Annotated in this window: 14 protein-coding genes; 8 read left to right on the top strand and 6 right to left on the bottom strand. The window is 56.0% G+C overall.

Annotated features, from left to right (window positions below):
• The first annotated feature begins 152 nt into the window (after positions 1–152).
• On the top strand, positions 153–1,163 hold the full coding sequence (locus tag AC1RKC_RS05425; protein WP_020826093.1) for a 3-beta-hydroxysteroid dehydrogenase: 1,011 nt from the start codon (positions 153–155) through the stop codon (positions 1,161–1,163).
• Here the strand turns inward: AC1RKC_RS05425 and AC1RKC_RS05430 are convergent, their stop codons facing one another.
• On the bottom strand, positions 1,164–1,988 hold the full coding sequence (locus tag AC1RKC_RS05430; RefSeq protein WP_493091951.1) for an N-acetylmuramoyl-L-alanine amidase: 825 nt from the start codon (positions 1,986–1,988) through the stop codon (positions 1,164–1,166).
• A 189-nt stretch (positions 1,989–2,177) separates the two neighbouring features.
• Here AC1RKC_RS05430 and AC1RKC_RS05435 point away from each other — a divergent pair, with 189 nt between their 5' ends.
• Complete coding sequence (locus AC1RKC_RS05435; RefSeq protein ID WP_493091949.1) at positions 2,178–3,695, top strand: DUF3300 domain-containing protein; 1,518 nt, start codon at positions 2,178–2,180, stop codon at positions 3,693–3,695.
• A gap of 38 nt (positions 3,696–3,733) precedes the next feature.
• On the opposite strand, the gene AC1RKC_RS05440 is transcribed toward AC1RKC_RS05435, so the two are convergent.
• A complete protein-coding gene (locus AC1RKC_RS05440; RefSeq protein ID WP_020826090.1) occupies positions 3,734–4,057 on the bottom strand; it encodes a heavy metal-binding domain-containing protein in 324 nt (107 codons plus the stop codon).
• 161 nt (positions 4,058–4,218) lie between these two features.
• Between AC1RKC_RS05440 and AC1RKC_RS05445 the strand changes: the two genes are divergently transcribed.
• The 6 genes from AC1RKC_RS05445 to artJ (AC1RKC_RS05470) all read left to right on the top strand — a co-directional run bounded on the left by AC1RKC_RS05445 (position 4,219) and on the right by artJ (AC1RKC_RS05470) (position 8,860).
• Positions 4,219–4,767 carry a lipoprotein gene (locus tag AC1RKC_RS05445; RefSeq protein ID WP_020826089.1) on the top strand — a complete coding sequence of 183 codons (549 nt, stop codon included), beginning with the start codon at positions 4,219–4,221 and terminating at the stop codon, positions 4,765–4,767.
• Between the two features lie 263 nt (positions 4,768–5,030).
• Positions 5,031–5,759, top strand: a complete 729-nt coding sequence (gene artP / locus AC1RKC_RS05450; protein ID WP_020826088.1) for an arginine ABC transporter ATP-binding protein ArtP — start codon at positions 5,031–5,033, stop codon at positions 5,757–5,759.
• A 33-nt stretch (positions 5,760–5,792) separates the two neighbouring features.
• Positions 5,793–6,524 carry an arginine ABC transporter substrate-binding protein gene (gene artJ / locus AC1RKC_RS05455; RefSeq protein ID WP_020826087.1) on the top strand — a complete coding sequence of 244 codons (732 nt, stop codon included), beginning with the start codon at positions 5,793–5,795 and terminating at the stop codon, positions 6,522–6,524.
• A gap of 9 nt (positions 6,525–6,533) precedes the next feature.
• On the top strand, positions 6,534–7,250 hold the full coding sequence (gene artQ / locus AC1RKC_RS05460) for an arginine ABC transporter permease ArtQ (RefSeq protein WP_041414381.1): 717 nt from the start codon (positions 6,534–6,536) through the stop codon (positions 7,248–7,250).
• Positions 7,250–7,918, top strand: a complete 669-nt coding sequence (artM, locus tag AC1RKC_RS05465) for an arginine ABC transporter permease ArtM (protein ID WP_020826085.1) — start codon at positions 7,250–7,252, stop codon at positions 7,916–7,918. The genes artQ and artM overlap by 1 nt, the downstream gene beginning before the upstream one ends.
• Before the next feature lie 207 nt (positions 7,919–8,125).
• The gene (gene artJ / locus AC1RKC_RS05470; protein ID WP_115059312.1) at positions 8,126–8,860 is read left to right on the top strand and encodes an arginine ABC transporter substrate-binding protein; all 735 of its coding nucleotides are present in this window, start codon (positions 8,126–8,128) and stop codon (positions 8,858–8,860) included.
• Between the two features lie 66 nt (positions 8,861–8,926).
• On the opposite strand, the gene rlmC is transcribed toward artJ (AC1RKC_RS05470), so the two are convergent.
• From rlmC to potH, 4 genes are all read right to left on the bottom strand, one after another.
• A complete protein-coding gene (gene rlmC / locus AC1RKC_RS05475; RefSeq protein WP_493091944.1) occupies positions 8,927–10,054 on the bottom strand; it encodes a 23S rRNA (uracil(747)-C(5))-methyltransferase RlmC in 1,128 nt (375 codons plus the stop codon).
• A 68-nt stretch (positions 10,055–10,122) separates the two neighbouring features.
• Complete coding sequence (locus AC1RKC_RS05480; RefSeq protein ID WP_116691166.1) at positions 10,123–10,602, bottom strand: YbjO family protein; 480 nt, start codon at positions 10,600–10,602, stop codon at positions 10,123–10,125.
• Between the two features lie 226 nt (positions 10,603–10,828).
• Entirely contained in the window at positions 10,829–11,674 is an 846-nt protein-coding gene (potI, locus tag AC1RKC_RS05485) for a putrescine ABC transporter permease PotI (protein ID WP_020826081.1), read from the bottom strand.
• On the bottom strand, positions 11,671–12,636 hold the full coding sequence (gene potH, locus AC1RKC_RS05490) for a putrescine ABC transporter permease PotH (protein ID WP_020826080.1): 966 nt from the start codon (positions 12,634–12,636) through the stop codon (positions 11,671–11,673). Before potH ends, potI begins: the two co-directional genes overlap by 4 nt.
• Between the last annotated feature and the right edge of the window lie 12 nt (positions 12,637–12,648).

Consider the following 12,648-nt stretch of genomic DNA (forward strand, 5'->3'; position numbering starts at 1 on the left):
GCTTATTTGTCGATCAACCGCACAGTTTACTGCTGCGGTTAGGGCCTTTCCGATTGCATAGCGCACGAAATAACGGAAGAATGGCATCTTATTTGCTGGAACGCCGCTGAAGGCCGTCAGCATTCTGATTTTTGGTGAGAATAGAGTTCGTTATGAAGGTATTGGTCACCGGTGCAACCAGTGGGTTAGGCCGTAACGCCGTTGAATATCTCCGCCGCCAGGGCATTAAAGTGCGTGCCACCGGCCGCAACCAGGCCATGGGCAGTCTGCTGGAAAAAATGGGCGCGGAATTCATTCATGCCGATCTCACCAACCTGATCTCATCGCAGGCCAAAGCCATGCTGGCCGACGTGGACGTGCTGTGGCACTGTTCCAGCTTCACCTCGCCATGGGGCACCGAAGAAGCCTTCGAACTGGCCAATGTGCGCGCTACCCGTCGCTTGGGCGAGTGGGCAGCGGCCTACGGCGTTTCGCAGTTTATCCATATCTCTTCGCCGGCGATCTACTTCGATTACCATCACCATCGCAACATTACCGAAGACTTCCGCCCCGCGCGCTATGCCAACGAGTTTGCGCGCAGCAAAGCCGCCGGTGAACAGGTGATCCAGCAGTTGGCGATGTCCAACCCGCAAACCCACTTCACCATCCTGCGTCCTCAGGGGTTGTTCGGGCCGCATGACAAAGTGATGCTGCCGCGCCTGTTGCAGATGATCAAACGCTACGGCAACCTGCTGCTGCCACGCGGCGGCGCGGCACTGGTGGACATGACCTATCTGGAAAACGCGGTGCACGCCATGTGGCTGGCCACTCAGAAAGAAAATACCCCGTCCGGCCGCGCTTATAACATCACCAATCAGCAGCCACGTCAGTTGCACAGCGTGGTGCAGCAGTTAATTGACGAGTTGGGGATGAAGTGCCGGATCCGCTCTGTGCCCTATCCCATGCTCGATATGATGGCGCGCGGTATGGAGAAACTCGGCAGCAAAAGCGAGAAAGAGCCGGTACTGACCCACTATGGGGTCGCCAAGCTCAATTTTGATCTGACGCTGGACACCACTCGTGCCCAGCAGGAGTTGGATTACCGGCCCATAGTTTCGCTCGATGAAGGCATTTCCCGCACCGCTCGCTGGCTAAAAGAACACGGTAAACTGCACGGCCTTTAATTAGCGAGCTGCCCCGTACTTCAACAGCAAGGCATCAACGATCGCCTCCGTCTCCGCATCCGGCTCACCGCGATAATCGCTGGGCCGGAAATGCATCTGAAACGCCGCCAGCACGTTCTTCTGCTGCCTGACATCCCACCGAGCGTCAATACCATAACCGTAACGCGCCAGCTTTTCGATCAAGGGGGCCAGGGGCACGGCCGCCTGCTTGTCGCGGCCGGCCAGTAGCTTCTGCACCTGCTGCTCGTCCGGCCAGGCGCCAATACCGGCCTGCGCCAGTTGCCGCCAGGGGAATAACGGACCCGGGTCCTGCTTGCGTTGGGGCGCGATGTCGCTGTGCCCCACTACGTCCGTCGGCTGAATGCCATAGCGTTGAATAATATCGCGGCTCAGCGGGATCAACAGGGCTATTTGCTGTGGCGTGTAGGGCTGCCAATGGGTAAACAGCAGGGTGCGGTTGAATCCGCGATTGACTATTTCAATCCCTATCGAGGTATCGTTCAGGTTGGTTCTGCCGCGCCAGGTGCTGGCCCCGGCATGCCATGCGCGCAGGGCTTCAGGCACCAGTTGAAACGCCACCGGTTTGCCCTGTACCAATGGCGGGTGCGCGGGCAGCAGATAGTGCGCGCTGACGTGTTCATCCGTCAGGGTTTTAAGCGAGGAATGGAAATCTTCTGCGGTGTAATGCATCACCAGAAAACGAATGCGCTGGTCTGCTCCCTGCGCCTGATGCAGGGTTTCCAACTGATAGTCGCCCCGGTCTATGGTGGTGCTTTGGCAGCCGGCAAGCAATGCGGCAGCAAATATCCCTGGCCAAATTTTCACGAATCCCTCCTGCCGTCGAGCGGCTCAAATTTGTAACTCAAATTGATTAATCTGTATCCAATAATCAAGTTAATCAATAAATGATGACAGAGAGGCCAGATGTGCAAGTGAGTGTTGCGCCGCGCTGGCGGACTCCATGGCAGATGATAGCTTCATAGTATTACCTGCGCTGATAAAAGTGAGTCGCTCATGTTCAAGCTCAACCCTGTCGCCTGGCTGATCTGCATCGCCATGCTGCCGCTCAGCGGCTGTGACCAAAAAACGGTGGCCAATACCATGGGGGGAACCGCGCCTGCTGTGGCCACGCCCGCGGCAGCATCAACCTATACGCCACTGAGTGCCGATCAATTGTATCAACTGGTCAGCCCGGTGGCGCTTTTTCCTGACAAACTGTTGGCGCAGGTGCTGGCCGGTGCGGGTTACCCCGATCAAATCAGCGCGGCGGATAACTGGCTGGCGCAAAACCGGGGGGTGCAACCGGCCGCGCTCACCGCAGCCGCTGGCGCTCAACCCTGGGACCCCAGCGTACGCGGTTTGGTACAATTTCCTGACGTGCTGGATCAGATGGCTAAAAATATTCCCTGGACCACCGCGCTGGGCAGCGCTTATCTCAACGACCCTACCGACGTGATGAACGCCATTCAGGTCATGCGCCAACGTGCCGCCGCCAAAGGCACGCTGAAAACGTCGCCGCAGCAAAGGGTGGTCATCACGCCTGCAACCCGTTACGTGGAACCGCAACCCTATCCGCAAAGCGTCGTGGTTGCGCCGGCGCAAACCATTGTCATCGAACCCAGCCAACCGGATGTGGTTTACGTACCGCGTTACGATCCCTGGGTGGCCTATGGCGAACCTGTCCCGGCCTACCCGAGCTATCACTATCAGAGTGCCTCAGGCTATAGCAGTGGCGATATGCTGGCGGCAGGCGTGATCAGTTTTGGCGTGGGCGTCGCGGTCGGGGCATTGATCAATCAGCATCATGACAACTGGCATAGCTGGGACGTGCGCTGGAATGATCGGCGTCAACCGGTGGTCTATAACAATGCGCCTTATATCTCGCACTCCACCACGGTGATTAACCGTGTCACCAATATCAACCAATACAATAATGTGAATCACAGCACCACGGTGAATAACTACCACAATGCGCCAGTCAATCAGGTGCCGCATTTTGCCGCACCAACGCCTTATGCCGCCCCTAAGGTTGCCAACCTGCAACGGCCACATTTTACGCCGCCCGTCGCAGCCAATGAACGCCAGCCGATGACGGCGCCGAACTTTGCCCATGCAGCTACGCCAGCGCCCCATGCGATGACACCGGTCGCCCATGTTCAGCAGCCAATGACCCTGCCGAGTTTCGCTCATTCAACACCGGCAGCCGTGCGCCCGCAACCAGCGACAGTCACGGCCCCCGTTCATCAGGCCGAGATCCGACCGGCTCGTACGCCTGAACAACATCTACCGACACCTGTCAGCGTACAGCAAAGGGCGCAGTTGCCGGCCGTTAAACCTGTCGAACACGTCGCGCCCAAGGCTAACGTTATTCGCCCGCAGCCGGTTCAACCACGGCCAAATGCCATGATGTCGCATAGCGCACCAACGCCGTTCCATCAGCCACAGATTCAACAGGCACAGCATCACCCTGCCCCAGCGGCCAAACCGCAGGAACATCGCCCACTAAAAGTGGAAGAACACAAGGTAGGATAAACGAATGCCCCCGGCCTTGGCCGGGGGCAAAGAAAGGATTAGCGGCTGACTTTCACCGCGGTACCGCTGACGGTCACCATTAACATGCTGCTGTCTTTACCCACGGTTTCGTAATCGATATCAATGCCGACCACCGCATTGGCGCCCAATTCTTTTGCCTGCTCTTCCAACTCCCGGAAGGCAATCAGGCGCGCTTTACGCAGCTCTTTCTCATAAGCGCCCGAACGGCCGCCCACGATGTCGCGCACGCCGGCAAAAAAATCGCGGAAAATATTCGCGCCCAAAATGGCCTCGCCGGTGACAACGCCGCAGTACTCGGTAATAGTAAACCCTTCCAGGGTCGGGGTAGTGGAAAGCTGCATGAAAACTCCTTGCTTGATTGATTCATCGCACTTATCTGACCATTGATTTGGCATTATGTTCTGTATTGAAATGGCACGCAGTACGAATGCAAGGCCAGAAATCGCATTTATACTGTAGGCTAATGGTCTTCATGGTAGAGACTTTCACATAAGGTAATGAGATGAAAACAAAAACGATTGCGGCTGTTTTGCCCTTAGCGCTGTTACTGAGTGCCTGCACCACCGTCGAACCGGCATTCAAGGATATCGGCTCCCGTACCGGCGGTTGTGTGGAAGGCGGCCCGGATACGGTCGCACAGAAATTTTACGATCTGCGCCTGCAACAGGGCGCCGCTACCACCCTGCCCGACAGCAACCGTCTGGCGCAGTTGCAGCCTTACCTGAGTAAAGTGCTGTATCAGGATCTGGTGACCGCCAACCAGAACCCGGGCAAACATCAGGTCACTGGCGATCTGTTTACCGGCAACGCGCAGGGACCGACCAGCGCCACCGTCGCCAGCGCTTCTACCATCCCGAATACCGACGCAAAAAATATTCCATTGCGCGTACAGCTCAGCTACCAGAAGGACGGCGGCAGCGCGGTCAACTGGCAGGATGAGGTGCTGATGGTGCGTGAAGGCACCTGTTGGGTGGTGGATGATATCCGCTATCTGAACGTGCCGCCGCATGCCGCCAGCGGGACGCTGCGTCAGGTATTGGAAAACCAGTAAGCTCACACGCCCCACCGTCATCTGCTTGATGTCGGTGGGTAAAAAAATGCCTTGATTCCGCTCAACATTCGTTCACTTTGAGAATTTTCGCTACATACCTCACAGCGTGCACGACAAATCCCCCCTTCGAACCTGACTCGCGGTATCTTGTGCTATTCTTTTACTATCCTGCCGCGCAGTAATAAATTTTAACGCACAAAGATTGCATAAGTATTCTGTGGAAGTTAACATTCGCGGCATCAATATCTATTCAATTCTGGCGCATGAGCATTCAACTTAACGGTATCAACTGCTATTACGGCGCACATCAGGCGCTGTTTGACATCACGCTGGATTGCCCAGCAGGGGAAACTTTAGTGCTGCTGGGTCCAAGCGGCGCGGGGAAAAGTTCATTGCTGCGGGTGCTGAACCTGCTGGAAATGCCGCGCTCGGGTCAGTTGCAGATCGCCGGCAATCAATTCGACTTCAAGCAGGCCCCTGGCGAGAAAGCCATTCGTGAGCTGCGTCAGAACGTCGGCATGGTATTCCAACAATATAATCTCTGGCCTCACCTTACCGTGGTGCAAAACCTGATCGAAGCGCCGTGTCGCGTGCTTGGCCTGACCAAGGCTCAGGCGATGGAGCGTGCCGACAAGTTGCTGAAGCGTTTGCGCCTGACCGATTTTGCCGACCGTTTCCCGCTGCACCTTTCCGGCGGCCAGCAGCAACGCGTGGCCATTGCCCGTGCGCTGATGATGGAGCCGCAGGTGCTGCTGTTCGACGAACCGACCGCCGCGCTGGATCCTGAAATCACCGCCCAAATCGTCAGTATCATTCGCGAGCTGGCCGGCACCGGGATCACCCAGGTGATCGTCACCCACGAAGTGGAAGTGGCGCGCAAAACCGCCAGCCGCGTGGTCTACATGGAAAACGGCCACGTAGTGGAACAAGGCGATGCCAGCCACTTTGCGCAGCCGCAGACCACCGAGTTTGCCAATTACTTATCACACTAACAATTTTACTTGCTGTAATTTGGGGAGTTTGCGATGAAAAAACTAATAATCGCCGCCGTTCTGGCTGGCATCAGCGTTTCCGCCTCTGCAGCCGAAACGATCCGTTTCGCTACCGAAGCTTCTTATCCTCCGTTTGAATTTATTGACGCCGGCAACAAGATCCAGGGGTTTGACGTCGATCTGGCCAATGCCCTGTGCAAAGAGATGCAGGCCGAGTGCAGCTTCACCAATCAGGCTTTTGACAGCCTGATCCCCAGCCTGAAGTTCAAGCGTTTTGACGCGGTCATGGCCGGTATGGACATCACGCCTGAACGTGAAAAACAGGTGCTGTTTACCAAACCGTATTACGACAACTCCGCGCTGTTTGTCGCCCAGAAGGGCAAAGTTGCCGACGTAGCGGCGCTGAAAGGCAAAAAAGTGGGCGTGCAGAACGGCACGACGCACCAGAAATACCTGACCGATAAGCACCCTGAAATCACCACCGTGCCTTACGACAGCTATCAGAACGCCATTTTGGATCTGAAGAATGGTCGCGTTGACGCGGTATTTGGTGACACCGCAGTGGTCAACGAATGGCTGAAACAGAATGCCGCTCTGGCCGCGGTAGGCGATAAGGTGACCGACAAAGACTACTTCGGTACCGGGCTCGGCATTGCCGTTCGCCAGAAAAATACCGATCTGCAGGGCAAGTTCAATGCTGCCCTCGACAAGATCAAACAGGATGGGACTTACGAAACCATCTACAAAAAATGGTTCCAGCAGTAATCTATCCCCATGAATGAAATTCAACCTCTAGCAAGCGCCGCCGGGATGACCGTCGGCCTTGCCGTTTGTGCCCTTATCCTCGGGTTGATCCTGGCGATGCTGTTTGCCGTCTGGGAGTCATCGCGCTGGAAAGTGGTCAGCTGGCTCGGCACCGCCTGGGTTACGCTGTTGCGCGGCCTGCCGGAAATTCTGGTGGTGCTGTTCATCTATTTCGGCTCATCGCAGCTGCTGTTGATGCTGTCCGACGGCTTCACCCTGAACTTTGGCCTGTTCCAGCTGCCCGTCCAGCTGGCGATTGATAATTTTGAAGTCAGCCCGTTCCTGTGTGGCGTGATTGCCCTCGCCCTGCTCTATTCCGCCTATGCGTCACAAACATTGCGCGGGGCACTCAAAGCGGTGCCACAGGGGCAATGGGAATCCGGCCAGGCACTGGGGATGAGTACCGCAGCGATTTTCTTTCGCCTGATCATGCCGCAGATGTGGCGCCACGCCCTGCCAGGGCTGGGCAACCAGTGGCTGGTTTTACTGAAGGATACCGCGCTGGTGTCGCTGATCAGCGTTAACGATCTGATGCTGCAGACCAAGAGTATCGCCACTCGCACCCAGGAGCCTTTTACCTGGTATGTGATCGCGGCGGCCATCTATTTGGTGGTGACCCTGTTCAGCCAGTACATCATCAAACGCATTGAACTGCGCACCACGCGTTTTGAGCGGGGGCCAGCCTGATGTTTGAGTTCTTGCCGGAAATTATCAAAGGGCTGCACACCAGTCTGACGCTGACCGTTACCGCGCTGATCGTGGCACTGCTGCTGTCATTGGTGCTGACGGTGATCCTGACGCTGAAAACGCCGATCCTGACGCCGCTGGTGAAAATCTATATCACCCTGTTCACCGGTACGCCGCTGCTGGTGCAGATCTTCCTGATCTACTACGGCCCCGGCCAGTTCCCGGCGATCCGCGAATATCCGTGGTTGTGGGATCTGCTGTCGCAGCCGTGGCTGTGTGCGATGATCGCATTGGCGCTGAACAGCGCGGCCTACACTACCCAGCTGTTTTACGGTGCGGTGCGGGCGATCCCCGCCGGTCAGTGGCAATCTTGCGAAGCGCTTGGCATGTCGCGTGCCCAGTCGTTGCGTATCCTGCTGCCCTTTGCCTTCAAGCGTGCGCTGTCGTCTTACTCCAACGAAGTGGTGTTGGTGTTCAAGAGCACCTCGCTGGCCTACACCATTACCCTGATGGAAGTGATGGGATACAGCCAGCTGATGTATGGCCGTACCTATGACGTGATGGTGTTTGGTGCTGCCGGGTTGGTCTATCTGTGCGTCAACGGCCTGCTGACGTTGTTGATGCGCGTGGTCGAGCGTCGGGCGCTGGCATTCGAGCGCCGCAACTGAGCCCGCCCCCTCAGGTCTCGAAGCCCTGCCATCGTGCAGGGCTTTTTTATTTTCGTAGTAATTTTTTAATCATTTATATTGCATATTAATGCATTAAATGTCAGGGTAAACGTCGATAAACAGCCGCCTAAACCTTTGGGTTATTGTCAGTAAAATCAAGCGGTGAAGAGATAAAAACACGCAGACTTGCAGACAGGAGCTTTACGCATGAAAAAACTATTACTTGCCGCTACGGTATTGGCGGGCATCGCCTTTAACGCCAGTGCAGCTGAGACCATTCGCTTCGCCTCTTCCGCCACCTATCCACCCTTCGAATCGCTGGATGCCAGCAACAAGATTGTCGGGTTTGATATCGATCTGGCTACCGCGCTGTGCAAGCAAATGAAAGCCGAATGCACCTTTACCAACCAGGCGTTCGACAGCCTGATCGCCGCCCTGAAATTCAAAAAATACGACGCGGTGATTTCCGGTATGGACATCACGCCAGAGCGCAGCAAGCAGGTTTCCTTTACCCAGCCTTACTACGCCAACTCGGCAATCGTCATCGCGCAGAAAGGCAAATTCAGCTCGCTGGCGGATCTGAAAGGCAAAAAGATCGGCATGGAGAACGGCACCACCCATCAAAAATACATGCAGGATAAGCACCCGGAGATTAATACCGTCTCTTACGACAGCTACCAGAACGCCATTCTCGAACTGAAAAATGGCCGTATTGACGGCGTGTTCGGTGATACCGCGGTGGTCAACGAGTGGCTGAAGAATAACCCGCAATTGGCGCCGGTCGGCGAGCACGTTACCGATGCTCAATACTTCGGTACTGGCCTGGGCATTGCTGTGCGTCCGGACAACCAGGCGCTGCTGGCCAAGCTGAATGCCGCTCTGGACGCCATCAAGGCTGACGGCACCTACAAAGCCATCAACGACAAGTGGTTCCCGCAGTAAGTCTCTCCAGGGCGTGGTATGCACGCCCTATTTCAAACTGTATCCTTATTGATTGCCGAAACGCCTTTAGTGACGTACCAGCAGAGTCAGCACTTCGTAGTGGGCGGTATGAGGGAACATATCGAACAGTTGCACGCGTTCAATGCGGTAATCCGGCAACATCTCAATGTCTTTCGCCATCGTCTCGGCGTTACAACTCGAATAGAGAATATAGTCGGGCGCCATCTGATTCAGATAGTCGCACAAATCCTTGCCGATGCCGCGCCGTGGCGGATTGACCAGCACTAATTGGGGGACGCTACCCTCAGCGGTGGCAAATTTCGTGGAATCCAGCGCCTGGAAGTTAACCTGTTGCAGACCGAGCGTTTTCGCTGACTGACGCGCACAGGCAATCGCCTCGGCGCTGATCTCAATACCGGTCAGGCGGGTATCCGTCTGCGCACAGTGCAGGCCAAATCCCCCCACACCGCAGAACAGATCCCACATGCTTTCAATACCCAATGCACGAACCCAGTCACGAGCGGTAGCGTACAGTTCAGCCGCCACCTTTGGGTTGGTCTGGAAAAAACTTTGTGGGCGGATATACAACGGCACCTGATTAAATTGCTCTTCCAGCGCCTGCTGTTCGGTCAGTGGGATCTCCAGCTCTCCTTCCATAATCGCCATATGCACCGGCTGAATATTGGCGGAGATCACCCTGAGTTGTGGCAATTGCTGCTGTAACCACGGCAACGCCGCCCGCAGCTGTGCCAATTTCCCCTCTGAACGCAGTACAAAGCGCAGCATCACGCCGCCGCTGTAGGTGCTTTCGGTCAACAGCAGATACTTAAGTTCCCCGCGCTTACGCGCCACGTTATAGGGCGTCAAACCGGCGCGGGCGATAAAACTTTTCAACACCGCGAACATGGGCGCAAAACTGGCGGGATACAGTGGACAGCCACTCAGATCAACCGGCGTGCCATCGCGGTGCAGCATGCCGAGAAACGGGCGCTCTACGCTGCCGCTAACCACCATTTTGGCCTTATTGCGAAATGCGCTCTGCTCGCCGGCAATCGGCGCCAGCCAATGCGCGACGTCGCGTTCGGCCAGCAGGGATTGCAGGTGATGCTGTTTGTCTGTCAGCTGCTGCGGGTAAGGCTTTTCCAGCCACTGACAAGAACGGCAGGTGCCCGCCGCATACAAGGCGCAATGCATTAAGTTGACTCTGAGTTCGGGGTGAATAATTAAGGGCGCAGAGTTTATCACTCTACGCCCTTAAAATCTCAATTGCGCGCGGCGAAATAGCGGCGGCTAGTGGCAGGAACGAACAATAAGGCCAGGATGACGACATCGGGGATTTTCTGCAGGATTAACACGTGCAGAATTTGGCCGCTGGTTTCGCCCTCCACGGTAAAGACTTCGGGCAAAAAGCTGCCGATGGTCGCCAACAGCAAATAACCGACCACCGCACACTGACAGGCAACATAGACCCAACGCCCCCAATTGCGACCGCGCATTACCGCAAAACCGCAGCTGATTTGCAGGCACAGCAGCACCAGACCAGCCAAAAATATCAGGGTGGAATCCCAGGCCTGGGCGCTGGTGCTGACAAACTCCTGAGCGCCATCGACGCCCAGTTCACCCAACAGCAACAGCACGCTGATGCATTTGATAGCCACCATCGCCGTACCGGCCACCATCACCGGTACTGGCGCATCTGAAGTCGTTCTCATTCCCTGCCTGCTGTTCAGCATGTCTGCCATGTCCATGTTCCGCAACGAAAACGCCGCCTATACCCTCATCTTTCAAGTTGCAGCGTGGTTACCTGCGCTCACACCCCAGTTACTTACTTAAGTAAGCGCCTGGGGAAGAGCGAACTGGCCGCCTGGCTGTAACTCTAAAGCTGTAGGGTATATTCAAACGAGATATATAAAGTCAGGTAATCAATTGCAATACCAATAATTGCAAAAATAGCAGGTTTAATCAGACTCAGCTACGGGCGGCCTTTTGTAATTCGCGCGATCGCTGTTTTTCCGAGCGAGCCATAAACCACCAGGCGATCAGACCGATAATCCCCACCACCAGCAGGATCAAACTGGCCAGGGCGTTGATTTCCGGATTAACCCCCATACGCACGCTGGAGAACACCAGCATCGGCAAGGTGGTCGCGCCCGGCCCGGCAACGAAGCTGGCAATCACCAGGTCATCCAGCGACAGTGTGAATGCCAACATCCAGCCGGCAACCAGCGCCGGTGCAATCATTGGCAGCGTGATCACGAAAAACACCTTCAACGGCGTCGCGCCCAAATCCATCGCGGCCTCTTCGATCGAGCGATCCAATTCACGCAAGCGCGAACTGATCACCACTGAAACGTAGGCAGTACAGAAGGTGACGTGCGCCAGCCAGATGGTGAACATGCCGCGTTCCGACGGCCAACCCAACGTATGCCCCATCGCCACAAACAGCAGCAACAGCGACAGACCGGTAATCACATCCGGCATAACCAGCGGTGCAGTCAGCATAAAGGCAAAGCCGGTTGAACCACGAAAACGGCCAAAACGCACCATCACCACCGCAGCAATCGCACCAAGCACTACGGCGGCGGTCGCTGAAGCGGCAGCAATGGTCAGGCTGAGCCCGACGGCGCTGATCATCGCCGAATCATGGAATAACGCGGTATACCAACGCGTCGACCAACCCGCCCACACCGTCACCAGTTTTGAACTGTTGAACGAGTAAATCACCAGCATCAGCATCGGCGCATACAGGAAGGTGAAACCAAGCACCAAAATAGCGATACGCCACGGTGAGCGCACTACCGGCAAGTTGTTCATCCCTGCCCCCCCATTTCCTTGTTCTGGTGCTTGTGGAACCAGATAATCGGCAAAATCAACAGCAGCAGCATCACGGTGGCAACCGCCGAAGCTACCGGCCAATCGCGGTTATTAAAGAATTCCTGCCACAGTACCCGGCCAATCATAATACTGTCAGGCCCGCCCAGCAGTTCCGGGATCACGAACTCGCCGACCGCCGGGATAAACACCAGCATCGAGCCGGCAATGATACCGCCACGGGTCAGCGGCACAATCACGCTGAAGAAGGTTTTCAGCGGTTTGGCGCCCAGATCCAGCGAGGCCTCCACCAGCGAATAATCCAGCCGCGTCAAGGCGGTATAAATCGGCAGTACCATAAACGGCAGGTAGGAGTAAACCACGCCGATATAGACCGCCAGATTGGTATGCAGGATCACCAGCGGCTGATCGATAACCCCAAGCCACAGCAAGAAATTGTTAAGGATACCGTTGTTTTTCAATATGCCCATCCAGGCATAAACGCGGATCAAAAATGAGGTCCACGACGGCAGGATCACCAACAGCAGCAAAATATTGCGGGTTGATGCTTTGCTGTGCGCCACTGCCCAGGCCAACGGATAACCAATGATCAGGCAACATACTGTTGACACCGCCGCCACCTGCAGCGACTGCAGATAGGCGTCCAGATACAGCGGATCGTCGGTCAGTTGCAGGTAATTGGCGAAGTTGAGCGCGATGTCCAACTTGCCGTCAGCCCAACTCATCAGGTCAGTGTAGGGCGGGACCGCCAGCGCCAGCTCCGCCAGGCTGATCTTGAACACAATCAGGAACGGTAGCAGGAACAGCAACGTCAGCCACAGCAGCGGCACCGCAATCACCAATTTGCGGCCGTGGGCCATTTGCAGGCGCTGGAAAAAGGCTTTCAGCGGGCCGGGTCCGTTGGCCGGCGGTTCCGGCGGCGTGCGTTCAGCAAGCATTGTCATAATGATTATTCC

The organism is Serratia sp. GW822-FHT06E05, from assembly GCF_058799445.1.